We start from the raw sequence: 25,051 nt of genomic DNA, 5'->3' as shown, positions 1-25,051 counted from the left end.
GGTCGGGCCGCGCGGCTTCGGGCGGCGGGAGTACGGCTCGGCGGGTTACTTGACGGCGACGGGGTTCACGGGGGAGCCGACAGCGCCGGTGATGGGGAGGGGAGCGGCGGTGAGCCAGAACTCGTACACGCCGTCGTCGGCGCAGTCCGCGGCGAGGGCGTCGAGGTCCCACATCTCGCCGATGAGCAGGCCCATGTTGGGGATGACGACCTGGTGCAGGGGCTGGAAGGCGTGGTCGAACTCGTTGGGCCGGACCTCGAAGCCCCAGGTGTCGGTGGCGATCGCGGCGATCTCGGTGCGGTGCAGCCAGCCGGCGGTGGTGAACGACAGGCCCGGCGCGGGCCCGCCCGCGTAGTCGCCCCAGCCGTCCCGCCGGGCGCGGGCCAGCTGCCCGGTCCGTACGACGACGAGGTCCCCCCGGCCCACGCTCACCCCGTGCGCCTCGGCGGCCGCGGTCAGGTGGTCCTCGGTGATCGCGAAACCGTCGGGCAACTCGCCGTCCTCGCCGGCGACCCGACCCACGTCGAGCAGCACCCCGCGTCCGGCGACATGCGGGGCCATGTGCTCGATGCCGGTGACCAGGTCGCCCTCGGAGGTGACGGTGGCCGAGGCGTCGCGTCCGTTCCACGCCTTGCCGTGGTCGAAGATGTGGCCGAGCCCGTCCCACTGGGTGGAGCACTGCAACGGCATCGCGATCACGTCGTCCGCGCCGCCGATGCCGTGCGGGAAGCCCTGGTTGCCGAGGGCGGCGTCGGTGCCCGTGTCGAGCATGGTGTGCACCGGGTTGGTGCGCCGGCGCCAGCCCTTCTGCGGGCCGTTCATGTCGAAGGACTGCGAGAGCGAGAAGCTGACGCCCCGTCGTACGAGCGCGGCGCCCTCGCGCCGCTTGGCCTCGTCGAGGAAGTTCAGCGTGCCGAGCACGTCGTCCTCGCCCCAGCGTCCCCAGTTCGAGTACGCCTTGGCGGCCTCGGCGATCGCACCCTCGGGATCGTGGCGGTTCACGAGGCCTCCCCGACGCATCGGGTGCGCTGGACGCCGAGCCCGGTGATGGCACCCTCCATGACGTCACCGTCGCGCAGCAGGCGGCCCCAGTGCATGCCGTTTCCGGCCGGGCTGCCCGTGAGCACCAGGTCGCCGGGCAGGAGTCGGGCGGTCCGGGAGACGTACGACACCATCCGCGCCACACCGAAGATCATGTCCTTGGTGGACTCGTCCTGCATGGTCTCGCCGTTCAGTTTCAGGGTGACGCGCAGGTCGCCCGGGTCCCCGATCGACTCGGCGGGCACGATCCACGGGCCGAGCGGGGTGAAGCCGGGGGCGTTCTTGCTGCGCAGCCAGTCGGTGCCGATGGCCGGCATGTCCCGCCGGAAGACGGTGGCCCGGTCGGTCAGATCGTTGGCGATGGTGTAGCCGGCGACGTACTCCAGGGCCTCCTCGACGCCGACCCGGTGGGCGGGCCTGCCGATGACGGCCGCCAACTCCAGCTCCCAGTCGGGTTTTTCGGCCCAGGCCGGCAGGACGACATCGTCGTACGGGCCGGTGATGGCGCTCGGGAGGCCGATGAACACGTACGGCAGGTCCTCGGCCGCCCGCCGGTCCATGATCTCCGCGATCTCGGCGCGTGCCTCCTCGGCCGTGCGGGGGTCGTCGGGGGCGCGGTGGGCGACCTCCAGGTCGATCACGTGCTGCCGGTAGTTGGCGCCGGACTGGAAGACCTGGCGCGGTTCGACGGGGGCGTGCACGCGCAGTCCGTCCAACGGGCGCCACTCCAGGGCGGGTTCGCCCGCGAGGGTGTGCAGGACGGGCAGGGCCTCCTCCCACCGCTCCAGCACGGCGCGCATCCCGGACGGCGCCCAGGCCAGGGACCTGCCGAGGTCCAGCACCCGGCCGCCGGCCAGCAGTCCGGGGAACGGCTCCCCGTCCGGAAGCGAGAAGGTGCCGAGGGCGAACGGGCCGGCAGGTTGCACGAGTGTTGCCATGAGATGTCCTCCCGCTGGGTTGCGGTCTACTGTGGCCTCGAACGGCGAATCACGGAAATCAATCCTGTGGATGTGCCACATCCACGGCGTGGATACATCTCGCTCTCTTGGGTGGTGCCCGGTGAACCTGTCCCGACTCGACCTCAACCTCGTCGTGGCCCTGCGTGCGCTGCTGGAGGAGCGCAACGTCACCCGGGCCGGCGAGCGCGTCGGACTGAGCCAGCCCGCGATGAGTGCGGCGCTGTCCCGGCTGCGCCGCCATTTCGGCGACGAGTTGCTCGCCCGGACCGGCAACGCCTACGAGCTGACGCCGCTCGGCGTGGCGTTGCGCGACCGCAGCGCCACCGCGTGCGACCTGCTGGAACGGGTCTTCTCCAGCCAGGCCGACTTCGACCCGGCCGCCGAGACCCGGGAGTTCACCCTGCTCGCCTCGGACTACGGCGCGGCCGTGTTCGGCGCCGCGCTCGCCCACGCCCTGCACGAGGAGGCTCCGGGCATCCGGCTCACCTTCCAGCATCCGGCGCCCTCCGTCGAGGAGAACACCGCCGCCCTGCTGAGCACCGTCGACGGACTGCTGATGCCGCACGGCGTCATCGACGGCTTCCCCTGCGTCGACCTCTTCCAGGACCGCTGGCTGTGCATGGTCGCCGACGACCACCCCGAGGTCGGCGACGCACTCACCCTGGACCTGCTGGCCCGCCTGCCGTGGGCCGTATACCAGCGCCCCTATGACGCGCCGGTAGCCCGCCAGCTCAGCATGCTCGGCATCAGCCCGCGGGTGGAGGTCTCCGTCCAGACCTTCCAGCTGCTCCCCCACATGATCGAGGGCACTCGCCGGATCGGGATGATCCAGGAACGCCTCGCCCGCAGGGCGGTCCGCTCCGCCGCGGTGCGCGTCCTGCCCTGCCCCTTCGAGGCCGTACCGGTACGGCAGGCGATGTGGTGGCACCCCGTGCACACCCAGGACGCGGCCCACATCTGGCTACGGCGGAAGGCGGCGGAGGTGGGAGCGACGCTGACGGGCGACAGCGGGGAAGAGGCGGCCTCCGCCGCACCGGCGCCGGAGGCGGGACCGGATCCGATCCCGACCTGAGGGTCCGGGACCGGCAGTCGTCCTGCGCTGGGCAGCGGTCCGGGAGCGGGGTGGTCCGTGAGCAGGGCAGGGCAGTGCCCTGGCCGGCAGCGGCCCGTGAGCGGACAGACCCCTGCGCGGCACAGCCCGTGAGCGGGACGGCCCGTGAGCAGGGGCAGCCCCCAGACCCGCAGCAGCCCGTGAGCGGGGCAGCCCCCCCCAGAGGCGCAGCGGCCCATGAATGGGGCAGCCGCCCGACCCGCAGCGGCCCAGGAACGGAGCAGCAGTCTGACCGGGCGGCCTGTGAGCGACGGCAGCGCCCGTAACCGGCACCAGCCCCTGAGCGACAGCAGCCCCGTAACGGCAAAGCCCCGCCCGTGATCGGCGAAGCCGCGCGTCTGCGGCAGCCGGGAACGTCGTGGCCCCGCCTCCGCGCCATCCGTGGATGTCACGCCCCCGCGGGGTGCCCGCCCGAGGTGGCGGGGCCGGGCGCCTGCTTCCGTGCTCTCCCCGGTTTCCCGGCCTCAGGCCGGCCGCTCCGGCAGCGCCCGGGGACCGGTGGCGTCCGCGCGGCGGCGGGCCGCCTGCAGGCCGCCCGCGACGACCGCGGCGGCCAGCCCCAGTACGCCCACCGCACCGGCCAGGCTGCCGACCGCCGACTCCACGGCGAGCAGCGCCAGCGGGCAGACGAACTCGCCGCCGAAGAAGGCCGCCGTCCACAGCCCCGTGCCCCGGCCGCGGTCCTCGAACGCCAGCCGGGACATGGCACTGGTGAGGAGGGCGGGCAGCAGCATGCCCGTGCCCAGGCAGTTGATCACCGCGCCCACCACCAGCACCGGGGCGCTGCCCGCGAGGAACATCACGGCGAATCCGGCCGCGCAGAGCGCGAGGACGGCGGGCAGCATCGGATCCGGGGCGCGCTTCAGGCGGGCGAAGGCGACCGCTCCGCCCACCGTGGCGGCACTGGCGACCGCCGTGGCCAGACCGATCACCCCTGTGTTCTCGACTCCGAGGTCGTCCAGCAGGTACGCCATCTCCACCGGGACGGTGTAGAAGACCATCGCCCCGAAGAAGGTGAGGGCGCAGATGCCCGCCAGCTTCCGCCAGGGGAACGGGCGGCGTGCGGCCGGGGCACGCTCGGCGGCCGCGTGCACCACCGGCCTGGGCAGGGCGGTGGCCATCAGCGGGGCGAGCGCCAGGCTGACGGCGTACACCCAGAAGGGCACGCGCCAGCCCGCCGCGCCGGCGACGCCGCCGAGCACGAAGAAGACGGTGGCCGACGCCGATGCGCACATCGTCTGCAGGGCGAGGTACTTCACCCGCCGGTGACCGGTGTAGTAGTCGCCGATCAGTGTGGTGCAGCAGGTCATGATGGCGGCCTCGGCGACACCGACCAGAGCGCGGCTGGCGATGATCGCGCCCAGGGAGTCCAGCCAGAGCGGCGCCGTGCCGAACACGGCGTACAGCACGGTCGCCACCACCAGCAGGCGCTTACGGCCCAGCCGGTCGACGATCACCCCGGCGAACGGGGCCAGCAGCGCCAGCGCCAGGGCCGGCACGGTCAACGCGAGCGGAACCAGCGCCTTGGCACCCGGGCTCGACGCGAAGTGGTCCTGCATCCTCGGCAGCACCGGGGCGATCAGCACCGCCCCCAGGATCGGCAGACAGCTGCCCGCCATCAGCAGGGTCACCCGCAGCAGATGGGCCGGGCCCGACACGGCGACGGGTGACGGAGCGGCGTCATCGACCGCGGCGGGAGGCGGCGGGAACACGGAACCGGGCATGGCGACTCCAGGGGACGGCGTGACGGAGCGGGCATGCCTCACGGGGCGCAGACGGCGCACGGCATGCCGGCGAGGGCCGCACACCGGCGGCGGATCGGACAGCGGCGTGCGGGTAGCGACGACTATGGGGGGCCGGAACGCCCGTCGCCATCCCCTGAGCGATCCGGATTCCGTATCCGGGCTATTCGCGCCGTGGATGGGGTGAGCGGCGGTCACCAAGGCAAGTGATCATGCCAGGGCGTTCACCGCTGCCGCGAAGAGGCGGGGCAGGCGTTCGGCCGTCGGCATGATGCGGGGCGCGAGGGCGGGTTGCTGACGGGCCCGCACGAGGAGGTGGGTCAGGAGACGGTGGCGGCGGGTCGTGCGGCTCCAGTCGGTCTCGTAGCGGCTGGGTGTGCCCCGGCGCACGTTGGCGACCAGGGCTTCGGCGCCGGTGAGGGCGAGGGAGACGCCCTCACCGGTCAGCGCGTCGATGTATCCGGCGGCGTCCCCGACGAGCAGGACCCGCCCGTGGACACGGGTCCGGGCTCTCTGGCGCAGCGGCCCCGCGCCTCGGACCGCGGTGACGGCCGCTTCCGGGGGGAGGCGGGCCGCCAGTTCGGGGAAGTTCTCCAGCTGGGTGGTGAAGGGGGCGCGCCGGGACGTCAGCAGGGCGACGCCGACGAGTGCGGGGCCGAGCGGGGTGACGTACGCCTCCGCGTGCGTTCCCCAGTGGACCTCGACGTAAGGCGACCAGGGGGGCACCGCGTAGTGCCGGCGCAGCCCGTACCGGGGTGCGCCCCGGGTCTTCACCTCCAGGCCGAGGGAGCGGCGCACGGGTGAGTGCAGGCCGTCCGCGGCGACCAGCCACCGGGCGCGCAGCCCGGTGCCGGGGACGGTCACGCCCGTGGTGTCCTGCCGTACCTCTCCCACCCGCAGGGGCAGTACCGGCACGCCCGCGTCCAGGACGGCCCGGTGCAGGGCGCCGTGCAGGCCGGTGCGGCGTGCTCCGAGGCCCGGGCCGTGCCGGAACGCGGCCTGGACCTGGCGGCTTCCCTGGACGTAGCGGATGCCGGTGAGGGGGTGACCGGGGACCTCCAGGCCGAGGGCGGTCAGGGCGCGGACGGCGCCGGGCATCAGGCCTTCACCGCACGCCTTGTCGACCGGCGCCCGGCGGGGCTCGGCGACGACGGTGTCCAGACCGGCGCGTGCGGCGTACAGGGCGGTGGCGAGGCCCGCCGGCCCGCCTCCGGCGATCAGCAGGTCGTGCCCGCCCCTCACGCGGGCACCGCCTGGCCCAGGGCCGCGTTCTCGCACCGGACACGGACCGCGAGCAGCACCGCGTTGGCGACGGTGAACACCGTCGCGGTCAGCCATGCGCAGTGGACCAGCGGCAGGGCGGCGACCTCCACGACGACGGCGACGTAGTTGGGGTGGCGCAGGAAGCGGTAGGGGCCCGCGCCGACCAGGCGCGCTCCGGGAACGACGATGACCCGGGTGTTCCAGTACGGCCCGAGGGTGGTGATGCACCACCAGCGCAGGGCCTGGGCCAGTACGGCGAGCGCGAGCATGGGCCACCCGACAGCGGGCAGGAACGGCCGGCCGGCGAGCACGGGTTCGAGCAGACAGCAGACGAGCAGGCCCGTGTGCAGGGCGACCATCACCGGGTAGTGGCCACGGCCGTGCTCCACGCCGTCCCGGGCGAGGGTCCAGGCCGCGTTGCGGCGGGCGACGACGAGTTCGGCGACGCGTTCGGCGGCGACGGCGAGGACGAGCAGCGGGTACCACGGCATGAGGACGCTCACCAGCGCAGGAGGACGAGTTCGGAGCAGAATCCCGGGCCCATCGCCAGGAGCAGCCCCCATGTGCCGGGCTCGGGGCGGCGGGTTTCCCGGATGCTCTGCAGGATGTGCAGTACGGAGACGGACGACATGTTCCCCACGGCCGCGAGTGAGCGCCGCGCGGAGTCCAGGGCACCGGCGGGCAGGCCGAGGCTGTCGGTCACGGCGGAGAGGACCCTGGGGCCTCCCGGATGGCACACCCAGGTTCCGATGTCGCCGGTGGTCAGGCCGTGGTCGGCCAGGAAGGCGCGCACGTGCCGGCCGAAGTGGTCCCGGACGAGGCCGGGAACACCGGCATCGATCACGACGCGGAAGCCGCCGGCGCCGATGTTCCACCCCAGGAGCTGTTCGGTGTCCGGATACAGACGACTGCGCGTGGCGACCACCGAGGGCCCGGCGGCGTCCGGTCCGGCGCTGCCGCTGCCGCGTGCGACGAGCGCTGCCGCACCGTCGCCGAACAGCGCGCCGGCGACGAGGTTGGCGCGGGAGTCGTCGCGCAGCTGGAGCGTCAGCGAGCACAGTTCGACGGTGAGCAGTACGGCGGTGTCGTCGGGGTGCCCGCGCAGGTAGTCGTGCACCCGGGCGAGGCCGGCGGCGCCCGCCACGCAGCCCAGGCCGAACACCGGAAGCCTCTTGACGTCGGGCCGCATCCCCATGCGCCCGGCCAGCCGGGCGTCGAGCGAGGGGGCGGCGACGCCGGTGATGGAGGCGCACACCAGCAGGTCGACATCGGCCGGCCCGAGGCCCGCCTCCTTCAGCGCTCCGGTGAGGGCCTCCTCGCCCAGTCGCAGGCCCGCCGCCATCCACGCGTCATTGCTCCGCCCGAAGTCGCCGAGTGCGGCGTACCGCTCGATCGGCAGGGCGAGATGACGCGTGCGCACCCCGGCGGACGCGTGAATGCGGCGCAGTACGGTGCGGTCCGCCCCCGGGGGCAGGCACAGGTCGCCGATCGGCTCGGTGAGGTCCTCCTGGGCGTAACGGTGCGGCGGCAGCGCGGTGCGGACGGCGGCGATCGGGGTCGCCGTGGCGGGCACGGCCGTCGGGCGCGGCGCGGTGGACGGGGACCGGGACGCGGACGGGGCAGGGTCGACGATCACGGGGACACGCATGTCGGTAATGACTTCCTCGCCGTGCGTGTCCGATTACCTTGCGTACGTGTCTCTCCACCCGTCTGGGGTTCTCGCGCGTACGACACACCGTGTCCCGGTGCTGCTGCGCTCCTGCCATCCGGAGCCGGCCGTGGCCGTGACGGCGTTCGTGACCGCACTGGGCGTGGCGGCGGGCCGTGGGGTGACGGGGTCGGCCGCGGTGGCCGCGGCCGTGCTGGCCGGTCAGCTCTCGGTCGGCTGGTGCAACGACGCGGCCGACGCGCGGCGCGACACGGCCTGCGGGCGACACGACAAGCCGCTGGCCACCGGTGAACTCCCGCCCCGGGCGGCGGCCCTCGCGGCCGGGACGGCCCTGGGGCTGTGCGTGCCGCTGTCCCTGCTGAGCGGCGCCGCCGCGGGAGCGGCACACCTGGTGGGCGTGGCCGCCGGCTGGACGTACAACCTGCGGCTGAAGCACACGGTGCTCTCACCGCTGCCCTATGCCGTGGGCTTCGGCTCGCTGCCGGTCTTCGTCACCCTCGGTCTGCCGTCGCCGTCCTGGCCCGCCTGGTGGGCGGTGACGGCGGCGGCGCTGCTGGGCGTGGGGGCGCATCTGGTGAACGTCCTTCCGGACATCGAGGACGACCTGGCGACGGGCGTGCACGGGCTGCCGCAGCGGCTGGGCCGCCCGGCCTGCCGTTGGCTGGCCCCGTTCGTGATGCTGGCGGCCGTGGGCGTGGTCGCCGCGGGGCCGCCCGGGGCGGTGGCGGCCTCGGACCGGGTACTGACAGCGGTGGCGGGAACCGTCGCGGTCGCGGGTACGGCCGTTCCGTCGGGGCCCCGGAGCCGGTGGCCGTTCCGGGCGGCGATCGCGGTGGCCGGCATGGCCGTGGCACAGCTCCTGCTGCGGGGCGCGGACCTGGCCTGACGCCGCCCCGCCCTGCCGGCGCCGCCCACGGCGTCCGGCCGATGCGCGCAGCGTCCGGCCACACCGAGGACTCCGGCCGCCACCCACCCGGACGGATGGATCCGTCGTCCGTTCGGCCCAAGGACAGCCGCTGCGAGGTGATGGCTCGAAGGCGGCGGGACTACGTTCCGCTGGGCTGGTCGTCGCGCTCTGTACCAGCCCTTGCACTGATTGCTGCCGATCGAGGGAATTGATGGCGACACACACTGAACCGGTTGCTCCGGTACCGGCGGCGGAGCGCCGCAGCAGGGGGCAGGTGATCGTCTCCTGGCTGACGACGACGGACCACAAGAAGATCGGGCACCTGTACCTGATCACGTCGTTCGGGTACTTCCTGATCGCCGGGGCGCTGGCGATGGCGATCCGCGCGGAGCTGGCCCGTCCGGGGCTGCAACTGCTGTCGACCGAGCAGTACAACCAGGCGTTCACCATGCACGGCACGATCATGCTGCTGCTGTTCGCGACGCCGACGTTCGCCGGGTTCGCCAACGCGGTCATGCCCTTGCAGATCGGTTCTCCGGACGTGGCCTTCCCCCGGCTGAACATGCTGTCCTACTGGCTGTTCCTCTTCGGCGGCCTGATCGTGCTGGGCAGTTTCTTCACCCCGCAGGGTGCCGCCGACTTCGGCTGGACCGCCTACACCCCGCTCAGCGGACCCATCCGCAGCGGGTACGTCGGCGGGGATCTGTGGATCATGGGGCTGGCGCTCTCCGGTTTCGGCACGATCCTCGGCGCCGTCAACTTCATCACCACGATCATCTGTATGCGCGGTCCCGGCATGACCATCTTCCGCATGCCGATCTTCACCTGGAACGTGCTGCTCACCTCGGTACTGGTGCTGCTCGCGTTCCCGGTGCTGGCGGCGGCACTGCTGGTGCTGGAGGCCGATCGCCGCTTCGGTGCGCAGGTGTTCGACCCCGCGAACGGCGGGGCGATCCTGTGGCAGCACCTGTTCTGGTTCTTCGGCCATCCGGAGGTCTATATCCTCGCGCTGCCGTTCTTCGGCGTGATCAGCGAGATCATCCCGGTCTTCGCCCGCAAACCGATCTTCGGCTACACGGGGCTGATCGGCGCCACCATCGCCATCACAGGGCTGTCCTCGGTGGTGTGGGCGCATCACATGTTCGCCACCGGCGCCGTCCTGCTGCCGTTCTTCTCCTTCCTGACCTACCTCATCGCCGTCCCCACGGGGGTGAAGTTCTTCAACTGGATCGGCACCATGTGGAAGGGCTCGCTGTCCTTCGAGCCGCCGATGCTGTGGGCGGCCGGCTTCCTGGTCACCTTCCTCTTCGGCGGGCTGACCGGTGTCATCCTCGGCTCACCGCCGCTGGACTGGCACGTCACCGACAGCTACTTCGTGGTCGCGCACTTCCACTACGTCCTCTTCGGCACGATCGTCTTCGCGATGTTCGGCGGATTCAGCTTCTGGTGGCCGAAGATGACCGGCACCATGCTCGACACACGCCTGGAAAAGATCCACTTCTGGACGCTGTTCACCGGCTTCCACGGAACGTTCCTGGTGCAGCACTGGCTGGGCTCCGAGGGCATGCCCCGTCGCTACGCCGACTACCTCGCCGCCGACGGCTTCACCGCCCTCAACACCGTGTCGAGCATCGGCGCCTTCCTCCTCGGCCTGTCCACCCTGCCCTTCCTCTACAACGTGTGGAAGACCGCCCAGCAGGGCAAGCGGGTCGAGGTCGACGACCCCTGGGGATACGGGCGCTCGCTGGAGTGGGCCACCTCCTGCCCGCCACCGCGCCACAACTTCATCACGCTGCCCCGGGTCCGCTCCGAATCCCCCGCCTTCGATCTGCACCACCCGGATCTGGCCGAACTCGACCAGCGGGAGAACGTCGGCCGGCGCGACGTCCTGGACGCCAGTGACCACAAAGGCGGCCCGCGGCCATGAGCCGCCCGGGAGGCGACGGTCCGCACGGCGACCGGGCCGGCCCGCTGGTCAACGAGATCGAGGGCTACCTCATGGCGCGCGCCCACCACGACGACGCGCGCCGCGAGGCCGCGGACCTCTGCGCCCGGATGCCGTGGCTGACCGCGGCCCAGGCGGAGGACCTCACCAGCCACTACGTCCGCCAGCGCATCGACCTCACGCGTCAGATGCTCCTCGCCACGGTCGCGCGGGCCGCGGAGCTGCGGCAGGAGTACGAGAACCGCTACGCCGAACTCCGGCGCGACCTGCTCAGACGCCACGCCGCCTGCGCCTGCGCCGTCCTCGTCGGCGCCACCGGCCTGAGCACACTGCCGTGTCTGCTGAGCCGTTGACGCCCCCCGCTCCACCGCGGGGGCGCGGGCGCCGGCGGCCGCGGTGACCGTGCGGCACCCGCGCTCCCGTCGTGCCGCTGGGCCGGCGGGCCGTCGGTCACGGAGTGCGGGCCAGCCGGCGGGCACCCGCGGCGACGCCTGCCAGCGCGGCGGCCGTTCCCAGCCGGCGCACGGCGGTGCGCCGGCGTCCGCCCCAGCCGCCGTGGGCCGCGCCCGTGCCCGGTGCGGGAACATGCAGGTTGCCGTGGGTGGCCGGGGCAGGCTCCTCGCGGGACAGGTGCGTCCTGTCGACCTGCCGGGCCATCATGCGCTCGACCATGCCCGGGGCCATCCGGGATTCCAGCACCGTGGAGCGGCCCATGGGACCGACCACCACCTCCCGGCGCGGCACCCGCACCAGGTCCACGATGGTGCGGGCCACCCGCTCGGGGGAGTACACCGGCGGCATCGCCACCGCCTTGCGGCCGGTGTAGTTCGCCGCGTGCTCGAAGAGCGGCGTGTCGATGGTGGCGGGCAGCACCGTGCAGACGTGGATGTTCTTCGCGCCTTCCAGCCGCAGTTCCTGGCGCAGGCTGGCGCTGAGGGCCCGGACGGCGTACTTCGACATGCCGTACGCGTGGGTGTAGGGCTGGCTGACCACCCCCGCGATCGAGGAAACGTTGATCAGCGTGCCGTGGCCCTGTTCGCGCATGACGCGCAGCGCGGCGCGGGCACTGTGGACGTACCCCATGACGTTGACGTCCAGCACCTTGCGGAAGTCCTCCAGCGGGACCTCCTGGAAGGGCCCGAAAACGGTCACGGCGGCGGCGTTCACCCATACGTCGATCCGGTCGAAGCGCTCCACCGCCCGCCGGGCCAGCTCCTCGACCGCTCCGACGTCGGTCACGTCGGTCGGGACGGCGAGGGCCCGTGCGCCGCGATGCCTCTCGCAGTCCCGTGCGGCGGCCTCCAGCGCTTCCGCCCGGCGTGCCGCCAGTACCACCGCGCAGCCCTTCCGGGCGAACGCCTCGGCCGTGGCACGCCCGATACCGCTGGACGCCCCGGTCACCACCACCACTCGATCGTGCACTCGCATACCGTCGCCTCCTCACCTGCGCCGGTTGAGCAGCGGTATCCCATCACCGCTGAGACAGCGAGTACCCGGCACGGGAGGGACCAACAGCCACCCGGGGCCCCGCTCCGGCCGCCGTCGGAACCGATCAGCTGTCGTCGCCCATCGCCTTGCGTACGGCGTCACGGGCCCGGTCGATCACGGCCGCGGCGGGGCCGACGGCGAGATTCTCCGCCGCGGTCTCCCCGCCCGGATGCGGGCGGGTGGGCGCCGTGGCCATCATGGCCAGCCGCGGGTGACGACGTCGTCGGCGTGCGGCATCCCGGCGGTCATGAGGTCCTCCCGTCGGGTTCGGTGCCGACCGCGTCGGTCCTGGGCATTTCTCCGGGTTGTCCCTGGTGAGCGAGGGCCGCGACCGCACAGGGCCGACTGGTTCACCCGACATGCCCGGAGCGTCCGTCGACGCACGCGGCGGATGGCCGAGGACTGTGGCGAACCGCGGGGTGAAGATCAATCCTTGTTGCATAGTTGGGGCAGCTGATGGCCTACCCGCAAGCGCGCACGAAGGAGCAGGGGACCTGATGGGCACCGACATCCGCGTTTTCCAGGGCGAGGACCTGCTCACCCACACCGACGCCCTGTACTCCGTGTACGTCGACGCCTTCAGCGCCCCGCCGTGGAACGCCGACGCGGAGATGGCCGCCGAGTTCGCGGACCGGCTGCCCGTGGACGTACGGCGTCCGGGCTTCAGGGCGGCAACAGCCGTGCAGGACGGTCAGGTCGTCGGGTTCGCCACCGCCTGGACCACCCTCACCCCCTTCCCCACCGACCGCTGCTACCCCCAGGCCGCCGCGGGCCTCGGTGCCGAGCGCACCGTCGAGTGGCTGTGCGGCGCCCGCGAGGTCGACGAGATCGCCGTCCGCCCTGCCGCGCACGGCACCGGCATCGGCTCCGCCCTGCTGGAGGCGGTCACCGCAGACGCCCCGGAAGGCCGCTCCTGGCTGCTCACCTCCACCCAGGCGCCCCGGACCGTGGCCTTCTACCGGCGTCGGGGCTGGACCCGGGTCACCCGTCCCTCCCCCGACGCCGGCGGCATCGTCGTCTTCCTCGGCCCACGCCATCCGGCCCGGTCCCTCGCCGCCGCGGCCCGCTGAGAGCGGCATGGGCAGATCCAAGGGGGACGAAGTGCCGCCGGCGCCGGTGGACTTCGCGGTTCTGGGGGCGGTACGGGTGCGGCGGGCCGGCGTGGAGCCGGCACTCGGGGGCCGCAGGAGAGGGCGCTGCTGGCGCTGCTGCTGGTGCGGGCGGGGCAGCCGGTCGCCGTGAGCGAGAGCGTTGCCCGGCCTCAGTCCCGGCGAGTCGTCACGTACTGCGCGACCGCCCCGCACAGGACGAGCAGCAGCGCCGAGATCCCGAGCATGCCCAGCGCGGGTGCGAGGAGTCCGGCGGAGTCCGAGGAGCGGGCCATCAGCCGGAAGAGCCGGTTCACCGGCGGCAGCCCCGGCACGAACAGCGTGGTCATCACCAGAGCGAGGGCCGCCACGAGCGCGTGTCCGTGCCGCCGGAGAACCGGACGTGAGCACACCACGCCGATGCCGGTCCCCGTCAGCGCGCAGGTCAGCTGCGCCACCGTGCCGAGCAGCAGGTCCGCCGGGCGGACGTCGTACGAGCCCACCCACAGCGGGAAGAGCAGCCCGAACACCATCAGCGGCAGGCAGCTGAACAGCACCGTCGCGATCGAGCCGAGCAGCACCCGCCAGGACCGGCCGGCGGTGACGGTCACGATGGCCCGTTGCGGGGCGCTGTCCAGGCTGAGCAGTGCGACCGTCAGCCAGGTCGAGGCGACGAACAGGGCCCCGGCCGACGACGCGTAGGCGGGGGGCAGCGGGCCGCTGCCGTTGACGGTGAGCACCCCCATCAGGCCGGTGAACAGCAGCAGCGGGGCGAGGTAGCGCTGGGAGTGCAGCACGACCGCCAGCGAGTAGCGGATGAGCGCGATCACCTCCGTCACCTCCCGTGCCCGTGACGGCGTAACCCGTCCGCGTCGCGGACCAGGCCCGCCACGGACCAGCCCTGTCGCAGCGCGACGAGCAGCAGTGCGTCGGAGCACGCCTGGTCGACGCGGACGGCCGTGGTGGTGCCCTGGTCGCTGACGGACACGACGCCGTCGAGCGCGGACCAGTCGAGCGGCGCGGGGATCCGCCCGCTGTCCGGGCAGGTGAGGAGCACCTCGGTCACCGGCCGTGCGGACGCGCCCGGGCCGGTCGGGCCGGCGCTCACCCCGCCGTCCCGCACGGTGTAGGAGCGGGTGGCGTGGGCCCTGACGACGGCCGCGCGGTGGTCGGTGAACACGACCGCGCCGCCGGCCTCGGCGACCTCCTTCATGACCTCGGCGAGGACGCCGTGCGCCGAGGCGTCCAACCCCGACCAGGGCTCGTCGAGGACCAGCAGCCCCGGCCGCACGATCAGCGCCTGTGCCAGCGCGACCTTCTGGGCGTTGCCCTTGGACAGGGTCTGCAGCTGCGCCTCCTCACCGCCCGCCGGCGACAGGCGGTCCAGCAGCTGCCGGGCCCGCTGGGCCGCCGTACGGGTGGGCAGTCCCCGGATGCGGCCCATGTGCGTGAGGTAGGAGAGCGCGGACATCCTGCCCTGAGGGGAGAAACGGTCGGGCACATAGCCGACGGCGGTGGGCCTGCCGGTGACCGATCCGCTGGTCGGGCGGGAGACACCGGCCAGTATCCGCAACAGCGTCGACTTTCCCGCCCCGTTGCCGCCGGAGAACGCCACGACGTCCCCCGGGGAGATCTCGGCGTGGACGTCCCGGAGGACCCAACCGCCTCTTCCGTAGCGTTTGCTCACCGCGTCGAGTCGCACCTCGGCTCCTTGTGGTTCGGTCCGCTGACCGGCATTCAGCATGCACTGGGTTCTCACCCGTCTCTTAACAGGGCCTCAACTCCCTTCCACCACGGGCAGTTAGGTTTGCCTACGCTAAGCCCGCCTTGGCCGAGCGGTGATCGCGTCGAGTTGTGCCCGAGAGGAGTGCCCTGGTGTGGGACAACGCACTGCCGAGCTTTCTGATCGGCCTGCGTGAAGGGCTGGAAGCCGGCCTGGTCGTGTCGGTTCTGGTGGCCACGCTGGTCCGCTCCGGCCATCGCTCCCGGCTGCCGCACGTATGGACCGGGGTGCTGGCCGCGGTGGGCATGTCGATGGGCTTCGGGGCGGTGCTGACGTTCACCGCGGCCAACCTGTCCGGGCAGGCGCAGGAGGCCTTCGGCGGCGCGCTGAGCGTGGTCGCCGTCGTCTTCGTCACCGCGATGGTGTTCTGGATGCGACGGTCGGCGCGGAGTTTCTCCGGCGAGCTCAAGGAGAAGGTCACCGCCGCCCTGGGCATGGGCGCGGGCGTGCTGGTCGCCACCTCCTTCCTCGCCGTGGGGCGCGAAGGGCTGGAGACCGCGCTGTTCCTGTGGACCACGGGGCAGGCGGCCGGGGAGTCCGCCGGCCCGCTGATCGGGGCCGGGGCGGGCCTGCTGCTGGCGGCCGCCGTGTGCTGGGGCCTGTACCGGCGGGTGCTGCACCTAAACCTCACCCGGTTCTTCACCGTCACCGGTGCCGCGCTGATCGTGATCGCGGCCGGGGTGCTCGGCTACGGCGTGCGCGACCTTGAGGAGGGCGGCGTTCTGCCGGGCTCGACGGCGTACGCCTTCGACCTGTCGGCGAGCATCGACCCGGGCTCCTGGTACGCCACGCTGGTCAGCGGCACACTGAATCTCACTCCGCAGATGACGTGGCTCCAGATCCTGGTGTACGGCGCGTACCTGGTGGCGGTGATGGGGCTGTTCGTGCGGGGCGTGCGCGGTACGGGCGCTGCCCGCACACCGGCGACGGCCGCCGCCGTACCCACACCCGAGCCGACCACCCGCCGCCTCCCCCGCTGGGGCGCACCGACCGCCCGCCGCCTCCCCCGCTGGGTCGTACCGGCAGCCGCGCTCGCCGCGCCCGCGCTGGTCGCCGGTGTGCTGGTCGCGGTCAGTGGGGCCAAGCCGGCCTCCGCCGCCACCATCACGGTCTCCCCGGCGGACTGCGGCAGGGGGTTCGCCGCTCCCGAGCCCGGACGGCAGTCCTTCCAGGTGCGCAACAACGGCAGCCGCACCGTCGAGGCGTACCTGATCGACCCGTCCACGTCGGCCGTCTACGGCGAGGTCGAGGGCATCGCGCCCGGCACCACCCGCGCCCTCATCGCCACGATCGGCAGCGGGCGGTACGCCTGGCGCTGCGTGCCGGCCGGCGGCAGGGCCGTCACCTCCGCAGCGGTCCGGGTCACGGGTGGCGGTACGGACAGGCCGGTGCTGCCGGTGGCGGAGAAGGACCTCGCCGGGCCGCTGGCCGCGTACCGGGCCTACGTACAGAAGGGTCTGGCCGGACTGCTGACCAGGACCCGCACCCTGCAGCGCGACATCGAGGCCGGCCGACTGGACCGGGCCCGCGCGGACTGGGTGCCCGCGCACGAGGCGTACGCCGCGCTGGGCGCCGCCTACGGCACGTTCGGGAACTTCGACGCGAAGATCGACGGGACGACGGCCGGGCTGCCCGGTGGGCTGAAGGACCCCGGTTTCACCGGGTTCCACCGCGTCGAGTACGGCCTGTGGCACGGTGAGCCGGCCTCCTCCCTCGCCAGGGCCGCCGGCCGGCTCACCGCCGACGTCGCCGGCCTGCAGAAGGACTTCCCCCACCAGGACTTCGACCCGAACGACCTTCCGCTGCGCACCCACGAGATCCTGGAGGACACCCTCCAGCAGGAGCTGACCGGCGCCGACGACTACGGCAGCGGCACCAACCTGGCCACGGCGGAGGCCGACCTCCAGGGCACGCGGGAGCTGCTCGGCCTGCTCCGCCCGCTGATCGAGCGGCGCGACCCGCAGGTCCTCACGGCCGTGGGCAGCTGGATGGGCCGCACCGAGCACCTGGTGCTCGCCGCCCGCCGCGAGGACGGCGGCTGGACCCCCGTCGAGCGCCTGCCCACCGGCACCCGTGAGCGGCTCGACGGCGCCATGGGCCAGCTGCTGGAGGAACTCGCCCCCGTTCCGGACCTGCTGGAGATCCGCCGGGCGGCCTGAGCCCCGGAACCCGCACGACAGCACCACCAGGAGAGGACCCCTGATGCCGACCCAGCAGCCGAGCCCCGCGGGGCGCCGTACGTTCGTCAAGACCGCCCTCGGCGTCGGCGCGGCCGGGGCGGCGCTGGCCGGGGCCGGACTCGCCGGGGCGGAACTGGCCGCCGCGTCGGAGGGCGGCGCCACGGCGACGGGTGCGGTGCCCTTCCACGGCGCCCACCAGGCCGGGATCGTCACCCCGCAGCAACCCGCCGCCGCCTTCGTCTCCTTCGACGTCATCGCCGGGAACCGGGACGAACTCGCCGGCCTGCTGCGCACGCTGACCGCACGGGCCCGCTTCCTGACCACCGGTGGGGTCCCGGAGGACCTGGGCGTGGGCTCCCCGCCGTCCGACAGCGGCATCCTCGGCCCCGACGTCCCCGCCGACGGGCTGACCGTCACCGTCGGGGTGGGCGCCTCCCTCTTCGACGACCGTTACGGCCTCGCCTCCGCCCGGCCACGGCACCTGAAGCCGATGCGTACCTTCCCGAACGACGACCTCGACGCGGCCGAGTGCCACGGTGACCTGTCGCTGCAGATCTGCGCGGGCCACTCCGACACCGTGCTGCACGCCCTGCGCGACATCGCCCGCCACACCCGGGGCGCGATGCAGATCAGGTGGCGTGTGGACGGATTCCGGAACCCCTCCCGGCCGTCCGGCGCGCAGCGCAACCTCCTCGGCTTCAAGGACGGCATCGCCAACCCCGACACGTCCTCCGCCCGGGAGATGAACAGGCTGGTCTGGGTGACCGGGGGCACCGGCGAGCCGTCGTGGGCCGTCGGAGGCAGCTACCAGGTCGTCCGGATCATCCGGATGCGGGTGGAGTTCTGGGACCGGGTCTCGCTCACCGAGCAGGAGAAGATGATCGGCCGCCGCCGCGACACCGGGGCCCCGCTCGACGGTGCCCGGGAGAGGGACGTCCCCCACTACGCCAAGGATCCCCACGGCGAGGCGATCCCGCTCGACGCGCACATCCGGCTCGCCAACCCGCGCACCGCCGGCACGGACGCCTCCCGCATCCTGCGCCGCGGCTACAACTACGACCGGGGTGTCGACCGGGCCGGCAATCTCGACATGGGGCTCGTGTTCTGCTGCTACCAGCAGGATGTGGTCCGCCAGTTCGAGGCCACGCAGGAACGCCTCGTCGACGAACCCCTGGTCGACTACATCACCCCCACCGGCGGCGGCTACTTCTTCACCCTCCCCGGCGTACGCGACCACTCCGACTGGCTGGGCCGCACCCTGCTGCACGACTGACCCCGACCGGCCCCCGCGTCAGCGGACGCGCTCGGCGCCGATCAGGACGAAGGCCACGGTGACGGGCCGGTCACTGCGGTTGCGCCAGGCGTGGCGGGTGCCGTTCTGGATGACGATGTCCCCCGCGGACAGCGGGGTGAGGTGGCCGTCGTCGAGTTCGAGGACGACCTCGCCCTGGAGCACGATGCCGTAGTCCACCGTCGCGGTGGTGTGCATGCCGTCGGGCTCCATGAGCTCCGCGATGCCGGGTGAGTCGGCTCGCTGTTCCCGGTCGAAGGCGGCCGGGTCGAACGACGGGTCCCGCATCGCCGAGTCCGGCGGCATGGTCAGCACGATGAAGCGCGTGCCGCCGGGTGCCGGCAGCAGACTGGCGACCTTCGGCGTCGGGTCCTCGCCCGTGCGGCTGACGGGCGCTCCCGGTTCGGTCGCCCAGGGCAGGGACGAGACCCAGCCCGGCAGGCTGGTGAACCGGCGGCTGCGGGGAATCGGGCCGTCGCTGACGACGACCGACCTGCCGCTGTCGTCATGACCGGTGACGACTCTGCGCATGGGTGTCTCCTCGATTCTGCCGGTTGTCGGGAGCGGGGTGCCGGACGAGGCCGGACCGCCAGGTGTCGAGTACGGCCCCCACCGTCTCGGCAGGGGTGTGCAGCAGGGCACCCGCCGTGGCCCGTACGAACGCCCTGTCGCGGTCGTCGGTGAGGTACTCCACGGGGGACTTGCCGTCGAGGCGCGCCAGCAGCAGTGCCGGCAGCAGGGACGCGGCGCGGGCCTCCAGCGCGGCGCGGGGTTCCCAGCCGGCCTTGTGGAGGTACTCCTCGGCCAGGGCACCGGCGGCCCGCAGCAGGTCGGCGCGGCGGCCGGGCACCACCAGGGTCTTGAGGAGCAGGTGGTTCACGCAGAAGGCCAGGTCGAAGGCCGGGTCTCCGTACCAGGCGCATTCGGCGTCCAGCAGGACGGGCCCCGACGGGCCGACGAGGATGTTCTTGGGGCTGACGTCGCCGTGCACGAGGGCCAGGTGGGTGCCGGCCGTGCGGTCGGCGATGCGCCGGAGCTCGTCGCGCAGGCCGGGGTGCGCGGCCGCGGTGGCCAGCAGGTACGGCTCGATGCGCAGGGCGTGGAAGTTGTCGTCGGTGGCGAACCGGGCGGCGAGCGCGGCGTCCCCGGCGCTGGCGGCGTGCAGACTGCCGAGCACCTCTCCGACGGCCGCCGCGGTCGCCACGTCCACCTCGCCGTCCAGCAGCCGTGCCTTCCACATCGGGTAGCGATCCGGGGGCAGGTACGCCATGGCGAAGAGGCCGGCTCCGGCGTCGTGGGCCAGCAGTTCCGGCACACTGTCCGGGCGGTGCCGGGACGCGAAGCGCATCCACGCCCACTCGTAGGCGTTGCGCGACACCGGCGCCTGCCAGTCGGCCGCGACCCGCAGCCGGGCCAGGGCCCGCTTGACGCAGAGGGAGCGGCCCGGCAGGTCCACCCGCCACAGGTCGGAGGAGACACCGCCCGCCAGCGGCGTCCACTGTGCGGCCTCGCCGGGTTCGGCGAGGTCATGGGCGAGCAGGAAGCCGGTCAGCGCGGAGTCCGGGCCGGCGTGGGTCGAGGTCTGGCTCATCGCCGGTCACCCGCCCCGGCGGGCAGGGCGCGAGGGCGGTTGCAGGGGTGGGCGGGTGCCTCGTCCGCCAGGATCCGTACGACCTCCTCGGCGGCGCGGCGGCGCAGTTCCGTCACCGACGCGTCGGAGGAGAAGGCGACGTGCGGGGTGAGGAGCGCGCCCGGCTGGGCCGTCAGCCCGGCCGGAACGTGCGGCTCGCTCTCCAGGACGTCGAAGGCGGCCCCGCCCAGGTGCCCGCTGTCCAGCGCCTTGATGACCGCGTCGGTGTCCACCAGACCGCCCCGGCTGACGTTGACCAGCAGGCCGCCCGGTTTCATCAGCGCCAGTTGCCCGGCGCCGACGATGTGGTGGGTGTCCGGCGTGAGCGGCACATGGAGGATCACCACGTCGCTGCGGCGCAGCAACTCCTCCAGGTCCACCATCTCCACGCCGGGGACGTCCTTCGGCGGGTGCGGGTCGTGGGCCAGGATCCGGCAGCCGAACGCGCCCAGCTTGCGCACCGTGGCCCGCCCGATGCGCCCGTATCCGACGACGCCGCAGGTCAGCGCAGACAGCCGGCGCAGCCGGGCGCTCGCGGGGTCCCATCGGCCCGCACGGACGTCCCGGTCGGACACGGCCAGGCCGCGTGTCCAGGCCAGCACCATGCCGACGGCGTGGTCCGAGACCTCCTCGACGCAGTAGTCCGGCACGTTGGTGACCCACACGCCCCGCTCGGTGGCGGCGTCCACGGCGATGTTGTCGAGGCCGACCCCGAGCCGGGCCACGATCCGCAGGTCCGGTGAGGCGCCGACCGCGGCGGCGGAGACGGGCGCCCAGCAGGTGAGGATCCCGGCGGGCCGGTGCTCGGCGACCAGTTCCTCGACGACCTCGGCGGCGGCGGGCTCGGCGGGGCCGGTCACCAGAGTGTGGCCCGCCCTCTCGATGACCGATCGCTCGACGGAGTCGTCGGGCCAGGCGTAGTCGGTGAGCAGCACGGTGCCCGGGCGGCTCGGTGGGTTCATAGGTGGTCCTCGCAGAATCGTGCGGTCCGCAGCGGACGCCGGGCGTCCCGCCCGTTACCGGGCCGCCAGTGATGAGGGAAGAGGGATGCAGGTCGAATCACTGTGTCACAACCACGTGGTGCTAACGATAGCATTGAGCGCCTTCACCACGTCAAGGCTTGGCGTGGCGGCTGCGACAGACGGAAACCGCCGAAGAAATCCGCCGTTCATGTCTTGACGCGCCGGGGTCTTCCCATCATGGTTTCTGCGAGCCCAGGACCGTGTGGCCGACAAGTGTCCACACAAGGTCCGGCTGTCGAAGACGCCACAGCCACGGACGTTCTACGACGGGTGTTTACGGCCGTGCGGCCGGCCCGCGCCATTCCGCACGCGGCATTTCGACCGCGCGGCAGACCACCGCACGCCCTCTCTCACGCGCACGGCGACGTCATCGGTCGCCGCCCCGAGTCCGTGTTCTGCTCACCGATTCTCCTCATCGCCTCGCCCGTACATCCCGTACGGCGACGAATCCGCCGCGGCCTGCCGTGGCCCCGTTTTCCCCAGGAGCCGCAATGAATCACGCAGCGCAAGTCGACACCGGTACCGTGCCCGTCCGGAGCACGGTGGACAGCGGCCCGGCCCCGCTCTCCCGCCCCATGATCGGGGTGGGTTTCCTGCTGCTGACGCTGTCCTACATGGTCAACGCGATGGACCGGCAGGTCTTCCCTCCCCTGCTGCCGAACATCCGCCAGGAGTACGGGTTCTCCCTGGAGCAGGGCGGGTTGCTGGCGACGAACTTCACCCTCGGCATGGCGATCGCCGGACTCCCGGCGGGCTACCTCCTCGACCGCTTCCGCCGCAAGACGGTGCTGCTGGTCAGCATCGTGATCTACTCCCTGGGCACGATGGCCACCCCTCTGGCGACCGGTTTCGCCGACATGACGGCGTACCGGATCATCTCGGGCTTCGGTGAGGGCATGCAGTCCGCGGCCATCTTCGCGGCGGTCGGGGCCTTCTTCTCCCACCGGCGGGGCCTCGCCTTCGGCACGATCGGCGTCGGTTACTCCCTCGGCGTGTTCGTCAGCCCGCTGATCGGCGTCTGGCTCATGAACACGCACGGCACCTGGCACTCGCCGTTCTACCTGTTCGGAACGGCCGGACTGCTGATCGCCGCCGTCTCGGTGTTCCTCGTGAAGGCAGCGCTGACCGAGACGACCGTCGACAGGGTCACCTCGACCAGGACCTACGAGTACATGCCGGCCTCCCCCTACCACCGCAACACCGTCGCGCTGGCCCTGCACTCGGTCGTCAGCGGTGTGGCCGTCTACGGATTCATCGGCCTGTACCCGACGTTTCTCATCAGTTCCCAGCACTACGGCTCCGGCCAGGCCGCGCTGGCCATGAGCTTCCTCGGCTTCGGCGGCATGCTGTCGATCCTCGGCGGCTGGCTCGGTGACCGTATGAACCAGCGCAACCTGCTGATCGTGAGCCTGCTGGCCTGCTCCGTCATCAGCGTGGGCATCTACCAGACCCACGTCGGGACCGGCCCGCAGTGCGTACTGGCCTTCCTCATGGGCGTCTTCGGCCTGGGCGTGCTCTACCCGAACACCAACAGCGCGATCCAGCGGGCCGTGCGCCCCGAGCAGATCGGACGCGCCTCCGGTCTCTTCGTCACCAGCTACTACGGGACGGCAGCCTTCTCCGGCCTGCTCTTCGCCGCCCTGGTGGAGTCCTTCGGGTGGCACCGGGCGGGGCTGCTGCAGGTGACGCTGCTGCCGCTGGTGGGCGTCCTGGCCCTGTCCTTCGTCCGTACCTCGCAGTTCAACAACGCGGTCCGTCCGTGAGCCGACGGTGACCCCACACGACCGGGGCCTGCCCACCGCTCGGCGGTGGACAGGCCCCGGCGCACGTCGCGCGGTCACACGGCCGGACCGGGACCTCAAAGGCGCTCGGCCACGACGGGATTGCGCAGGACGCCGATGCCCTCGATCTCGACCTCGACCTCGTCACCGGGGCGGATCGGCCCGACACCCGCAGGGGTTCCGGTCATGATCGCGTCGCCCGGGAGGAGCGTGAGGTGGCGGCTGAGGTAACCGACGAGCTCCGGCACGCCGAGCAGCAGGTCGGCCGTGCTCGCCGACTGCATGACCGTGCCGTTCACACGGGTGGTCAGGGACAGCCCGGACGGATCGAGGTCCGTCGCGATGACCGGTCCCAGAGGGGCGAAGGTGTCCTGGCCCTTGCCGATCAGCAGCGTGCCGAACGCGCTCTCCTCGCGCTGGACGATGCGGTCGCTGACATCGTTTCCGCACGTGTAGCCGAGGATGTACTCCTGCGCGTCGGAGGGCTTCACATGGCGGGCTTCCTTTCCGATGATGACGACCAACTCGCCTTCGAAATGGATGAGTTCGCCGGCGGCCGGATAGACGATGGCATCACCCGGCCCCACCACCGCCGTACTCGGCTTCATGAAGCACACGGGAACGTCCGGAATATCACGGTGGGTTTCGTCGACATGCGCGGCGTAGTTGTAGGCGAACCCGAAGATCCGCGGCCGCTCCAGCGGTGAAAGCAGGGTCACATCGCCGACTTCGTCGGTGACACCCGTGGGAGCCATTCCGGTGAAGGGATCGCCCTCGCATCGCGTGATCCCGGTGTCACCTGATTTCAGTTGTCCATAGTGGCGCACACCGCCGACGGAATACCTGACGATCCGCACGAATGACCTCCGCAACTAGGCAGCCGCGGGCGGCTGCACGGCCCGATCAGCAGTGCTAACGTTAGCACAGACCGCACACATCAACCCGGAGATCAGATCTGCGCGACCACGGAGCGCAACGTCGGTGCTATCGTTGGCACACAGAATGTAACGGCGCCGGGACCAGTCATGCGAGGGGGCCCCATCACGTGATCACCACCAGGGACATCGCCGAACGCCTGGGGGTCTCCGTGTCGACGGTCGGCCGGGCGCTGGCCGACGACGCGAGGATCAGCGAGGAGACCAAGTTCCGGGTCCGTCAGGCGGCTTCGGAGATGGGGTACGTCGGCAACCGCGCGGCGCGGATGATGCGGGGTGCGTCCAGCAACGTCGTCGGGCTGGTGATTCCGGACATCCGCAACAGCTTCTACTCGACCATCGCGCACGAGCTGTCGAAGAACATGGAGGCCGAGGGCTTCCAGCTGATGCTCTCCGAGACCGACGACGACCGGATGGTGGAGCTGCGCCACCTGCGGGAGCTGTCCGCGAACCGTGTGGCCGGCGTCATCATCGTGCCCACCGCGCGCCCGCACGGCGACTCCGTCAAGCTGCTGCGCGCGATGCCGCACCTGCAACTGCTGCGCCGCCACCCGTCGTTGGGCTCCCAGTGGTTCGGCCTGGACGACCACGAGGCGCTGCGCGAGGCCACGGCCCATCTCGTCGCACAGGGGCACCAGCACCTCGGCTACCTGGGCGGCCCCGTCGAACTGCCCACGGGTGCGGAGCGTCTGCGGGGCTTCCGCACCGCCCTGCAGGAGGGCGGCCTGCCCGACGAGGCCGGACACGTCGAGCTGGGACCGCCGTCGTCCACCGAACACAGCCGCCAAGCCGTGCGCAGGCTGCTGGAGCAGCCGTCGCCGCCCACCGCCCTGGTGCTCGGGTCGGTGCCGCACACCCTGGGCGTCCTGGAGGAACTGACGGAGCTGGGCGTCAAGGTGCCCGGGAGCCTGTCGGTGGTGGGCTTCGGCGACGAGCCCGGGTTCTCCTGGTGGGGCCCGGGGCTCACCACCGTCGGCCTCCCGGTCCAGGAGATGGCGACCGGGTGCGCCCTGTGGCTGCTGCGGCGCCTGAGGACGCAGCCCGGCAACGACGGCCCGTACACCTCGCTCTCCCCCGGCTCCCTGATCGTCCGGGGCAGCACGGCACCGCCCAAGGGCCGGCCGCGCGGCCGTCGAGCAGGGGCTCCGTCCGGCGCCTCCGGACGTCGTTCACCGTGATGTCGTTCACCGTCATGTCCTTCGCGGTGGCGGTCTCT

General features: G+C 72.4%; 22 protein-coding genes and 1 pseudogene. 9 read left to right on the top strand and 14 right to left on the bottom strand.

The features are described 5' to 3' along the window. Positions 1-45 precede the first annotated feature (45 nt). The gene (locus NW895_RS37725) at positions 46-1,020 is read right to left on the bottom strand and encodes a cyclase family protein (RefSeq protein WP_289941490.1); all 975 of its coding nucleotides are present in this window, start codon (positions 1,018-1,020) and stop codon (positions 46-48) included. Next, positions 999-1,979 carry a fumarylacetoacetate hydrolase family protein gene (locus tag NW895_RS37720; RefSeq protein ID WP_289941489.1) on the bottom strand — a complete coding sequence of 327 codons (981 nt, stop codon included), beginning with the start codon at positions 1,977-1,979 and terminating at the stop codon, positions 999-1,001. Before NW895_RS37720 ends, NW895_RS37725 begins: the two co-directional genes overlap by 22 nt. Positions 1,980-2,100: 121 nt before the next feature. On the opposite strand from NW895_RS37720, the gene NW895_RS37715 reads away from it, so the two are divergent. Further along, positions 2,101-3,072, top strand: coding sequence for a LysR family transcriptional regulator (locus NW895_RS37715; protein ID WP_289941486.1), 972 nt, complete (start codon positions 2,101-2,103; stop codon positions 3,070-3,072). A 503-nt stretch (positions 3,073-3,575) separates the two neighbouring features. Here the strand turns inward: NW895_RS37715 and NW895_RS37710 are convergent. The 4 genes from NW895_RS37710 to NW895_RS37695 form a co-directional block, all read right to left on the bottom strand. Next, positions 3,576-4,835, bottom strand: coding sequence for an MFS transporter (locus NW895_RS37710; RefSeq protein ID WP_289941484.1), 1,260 nt, complete (start codon positions 4,833-4,835; stop codon positions 3,576-3,578). Between the two features lie 228 nt (positions 4,836-5,063). Further along, entirely contained in the window at positions 5,064-6,095 is a 1,032-nt protein-coding gene (locus NW895_RS37705) for an NAD(P)/FAD-dependent oxidoreductase (RefSeq protein ID WP_289941482.1), read from the bottom strand. Next, the gene (locus NW895_RS37700) at positions 6,092-6,607 is read right to left on the bottom strand and encodes an isoprenylcysteine carboxylmethyltransferase family protein (RefSeq protein WP_289941480.1); all 516 of its coding nucleotides are present in this window, start codon (positions 6,605-6,607) and stop codon (positions 6,092-6,094) included. Before NW895_RS37700 ends, NW895_RS37705 begins: the two co-directional genes overlap by 4 nt. 8 nt (positions 6,608-6,615) lie before the next feature. After that, positions 6,616-7,764: a 3-oxoacyl-[acyl-carrier-protein] synthase III C-terminal domain-containing protein gene (locus NW895_RS37695; RefSeq protein ID WP_289941478.1), complete on the bottom strand. Its 1,149-nt coding sequence runs from the start codon at positions 7,762-7,764 to the stop codon at positions 6,616-6,618. Between the two features lie 100 nt (positions 7,765-7,864). Between NW895_RS37695 and NW895_RS37690 the strand changes: the two genes are divergently transcribed. The 3 genes from NW895_RS37690 (at position 7,865) to NW895_RS37680 (ending at position 10,990) form a co-directional block, all read left to right on the top strand. Continuing rightward, on the top strand, positions 7,865-8,671 hold the full coding sequence (locus NW895_RS37690) for a UbiA family prenyltransferase (protein WP_289941519.1): 807 nt from the start codon (positions 7,865-7,867) through the stop codon (positions 8,669-8,671). A 232-nt stretch (positions 8,672-8,903) separates the two neighbouring features. Then, positions 8,904-10,619 (top strand): cytochrome c oxidase subunit I, encoded by a 1,716-nt coding sequence (gene ctaD / locus NW895_RS37685; protein ID WP_289941476.1) that lies wholly within the window; start codon positions 8,904-8,906, stop codon positions 10,617-10,619. Beyond that, positions 10,616-10,990, top strand: a complete 375-nt coding sequence (locus NW895_RS37680; RefSeq protein WP_289941473.1) for a hypothetical protein — start codon at positions 10,616-10,618, stop codon at positions 10,988-10,990. Before ctaD ends, NW895_RS37680 begins: the two co-directional genes overlap by 4 nt. 97 nt (positions 10,991-11,087) lie before the next feature. Here NW895_RS37680 and NW895_RS37675 read toward each other — a convergent pair whose 3' ends face one another. Beyond that, on the bottom strand, positions 11,088-12,065 hold the full coding sequence (locus NW895_RS37675; protein ID WP_289941472.1) for an SDR family oxidoreductase: 978 nt from the start codon (positions 12,063-12,065) through the stop codon (positions 11,088-11,090). 124 nt (positions 12,066-12,189) lie between these two features. Then, a pseudogene (locus NW895_RS37670) lies at positions 12,190-12,312 on the bottom strand (hemerythrin domain-containing protein); the annotation flags it as partial. Positions 12,313-12,622: 310 nt separating this feature from the next. Between NW895_RS37670 and NW895_RS37665 the strand changes: the two are divergent. Next, a complete protein-coding gene (locus tag NW895_RS37665; RefSeq protein WP_289941471.1) occupies positions 12,623-13,195 on the top strand; it encodes a GNAT family N-acetyltransferase in 573 nt (190 codons plus the stop codon). Positions 13,196-13,386: 191 nt separating this feature from the next. On the opposite strand, the gene NW895_RS37660 is transcribed toward NW895_RS37665, so the two are convergent. Both NW895_RS37660 and NW895_RS37655 read right to left on the bottom strand, forming a co-directional pair. Further along, a complete protein-coding gene (locus tag NW895_RS37660; RefSeq protein ID WP_289941470.1) occupies positions 13,387-14,043 on the bottom strand; it encodes a hypothetical protein in 657 nt (218 codons plus the stop codon). A 5-nt stretch (positions 14,044-14,048) separates the two neighbouring features. Next, positions 14,049-14,915, bottom strand: a complete 867-nt coding sequence (locus NW895_RS37655) for an ABC transporter ATP-binding protein (RefSeq protein WP_289941469.1) — start codon at positions 14,913-14,915, stop codon at positions 14,049-14,051. A 173-nt stretch (positions 14,916-15,088) separates the two neighbouring features. On the opposite strand from NW895_RS37655, the gene efeU reads away from it, so the two are divergent. Both efeU and efeB read left to right on the top strand, forming a co-directional pair. Continuing rightward, the gene (gene efeU, locus NW895_RS37650; RefSeq protein WP_289941467.1) at positions 15,089-17,155 is read left to right on the top strand and encodes an iron uptake transporter permease EfeU; all 2,067 of its coding nucleotides are present in this window, start codon (positions 15,089-15,091) and stop codon (positions 17,153-17,155) included. 43 nt (positions 17,156-17,198) lie between these two features. Further along, complete coding sequence (gene efeB / locus NW895_RS37645; protein ID WP_289941466.1) at positions 17,199-18,449, top strand: iron uptake transporter deferrochelatase/peroxidase subunit; 1,251 nt, start codon at positions 17,199-17,201, stop codon at positions 18,447-18,449. An 18-nt stretch (positions 18,450-18,467) separates the two neighbouring features. On the opposite strand, the gene NW895_RS37640 is transcribed toward efeB, so the two are convergent. Genes NW895_RS37640 through NW895_RS37630 form a run of 3 tightly spaced genes read right to left on the bottom strand, consistent with a single transcriptional unit; the run spans position 18,468 to position 21,059 of the window. Continuing rightward, positions 18,468-18,998: a cupin domain-containing protein gene (locus NW895_RS37640; RefSeq protein WP_289941465.1), complete on the bottom strand. Its 531-nt coding sequence runs from the start codon at positions 18,996-18,998 to the stop codon at positions 18,468-18,470. Further along, positions 18,973-20,058, bottom strand: a complete 1,086-nt coding sequence (locus NW895_RS37635; protein ID WP_289941464.1) for an aminoglycoside phosphotransferase family protein — start codon at positions 20,056-20,058, stop codon at positions 18,973-18,975. The genes NW895_RS37640 and NW895_RS37635 overlap by 26 nt, the downstream gene beginning before the upstream one ends. After that, positions 20,055-21,059, bottom strand: coding sequence for a C-terminal binding protein (locus NW895_RS37630; RefSeq protein WP_289941463.1), 1,005 nt, complete (start codon positions 21,057-21,059; stop codon positions 20,055-20,057). Before NW895_RS37630 ends, NW895_RS37635 begins: the two co-directional genes overlap by 4 nt. A gap of 551 nt (positions 21,060-21,610) precedes the next feature. On the opposite strand from NW895_RS37630, the gene NW895_RS37625 reads away from it, so the two are divergent. Continuing rightward, the gene (locus tag NW895_RS37625) at positions 21,611-22,882 is read left to right on the top strand and encodes an MFS transporter (RefSeq protein WP_289941462.1); all 1,272 of its coding nucleotides are present in this window, start codon (positions 21,611-21,613) and stop codon (positions 22,880-22,882) included. 95 nt (positions 22,883-22,977) lie between these two features. Here the strand turns inward: NW895_RS37625 and NW895_RS37620 are convergent, their stop codons facing one another. After that, entirely contained in the window at positions 22,978-23,757 is a 780-nt protein-coding gene (locus NW895_RS37620; protein WP_289941461.1) for a fumarylacetoacetate hydrolase family protein, read from the bottom strand. 188 nt (positions 23,758-23,945) lie between these two features. On the opposite strand from NW895_RS37620, the gene NW895_RS37615 reads away from it, so the two are divergent. After that, positions 23,946-25,013, top strand: a complete 1,068-nt coding sequence (locus NW895_RS37615; RefSeq protein WP_289941460.1) for a LacI family DNA-binding transcriptional regulator — start codon at positions 23,946-23,948, stop codon at positions 25,011-25,013. Positions 25,014-25,051: the final 38 nt, after the last annotated feature.

The organism is Streptomyces sp. S.PNR 29 (assembly GCF_030386795.1).
Lineage (GTDB): Bacteria > Actinomycetota > Actinomycetes > Streptomycetales > Streptomycetaceae > Streptomyces.
The sequence above is the reverse complement of the archived record's forward strand: the minus strand, read 5'-3'. Positions and strand labels throughout refer to the sequence as shown.

What these genes read in the sequence shown, in the direction of transcription:
- ctaD (WP_289941476.1), top strand. Translation starts at nt 8,904, where the DNA reads ATGGCGACACACACTGAACCGGTTGCTCCGGTACCGGCGGCGGAGCGC.
- NW895_RS37665 (WP_289941471.1), top strand. Translation starts at nt 12,623, where the DNA reads ATGGGCACCGACATCCGCGTTTTCCAGGGCGAGGACCTGCTCACCCAC.
- NW895_RS37695 (WP_289941478.1), bottom strand. Translation starts at nt 7,764, where the DNA reads ATGCGTGTCCCCGTGATCGTCGACCCTGCCCCGTCCGCGTCCCGGTCC.
- efeB (WP_289941466.1), top strand. Translation starts at nt 17,199, where the DNA reads ATGCCGACCCAGCAGCCGAGCCCCGCGGGGCGCCGTACGTTCGTCAAG.
- NW895_RS37720 (WP_289941489.1), bottom strand. Translation starts at nt 1,979, where the DNA reads ATGGCAACACTCGTGCAACCTGCCGGCCCGTTCGCCCTCGGCACCTTC.
- NW895_RS37640 (WP_289941465.1), bottom strand. Translation starts at nt 18,998, where the DNA reads ATGCGCAGAGTCGTCACCGGTCATGACGACAGCGGCAGGTCGGTCGTC.
- NW895_RS37630 (WP_289941463.1), bottom strand. Translation starts at nt 21,059, where the DNA reads ATGAACCCACCGAGCCGCCCGGGCACCGTGCTGCTCACCGACTACGCC.
- NW895_RS37680 (WP_289941473.1), top strand. Translation starts at nt 10,616, where the DNA reads ATGAGCCGCCCGGGAGGCGACGGTCCGCACGGCGACCGGGCCGGCCCG.
- NW895_RS37675 (WP_289941472.1), bottom strand. Translation starts at nt 12,065, where the DNA reads ATGCGAGTGCACGATCGAGTGGTGGTGGTGACCGGGGCGTCCAGCGGT.
- NW895_RS37725 (WP_289941490.1), bottom strand. Translation starts at nt 1,020, where the DNA reads ATGCGTCGGGGAGGCCTCGTGAACCGCCACGATCCCGAGGGTGCGATC.
- NW895_RS37710 (WP_289941484.1), bottom strand. Translation starts at nt 4,835, where the DNA reads ATGCCCGGTTCCGTGTTCCCGCCGCCTCCCGCCGCGGTCGATGACGCC.
- NW895_RS37625 (WP_289941462.1), top strand. Translation starts at nt 21,611, where the DNA reads ATGAATCACGCAGCGCAAGTCGACACCGGTACCGTGCCCGTCCGGAGC.
- NW895_RS37635 (WP_289941464.1), bottom strand. Translation starts at nt 20,058, where the DNA reads ATGAGCCAGACCTCGACCCACGCCGGCCCGGACTCCGCGCTGACCGGC.
- NW895_RS37700 (WP_289941480.1), bottom strand. Translation starts at nt 6,607, where the DNA reads ATGCCGTGGTACCCGCTGCTCGTCCTCGCCGTCGCCGCCGAACGCGTC.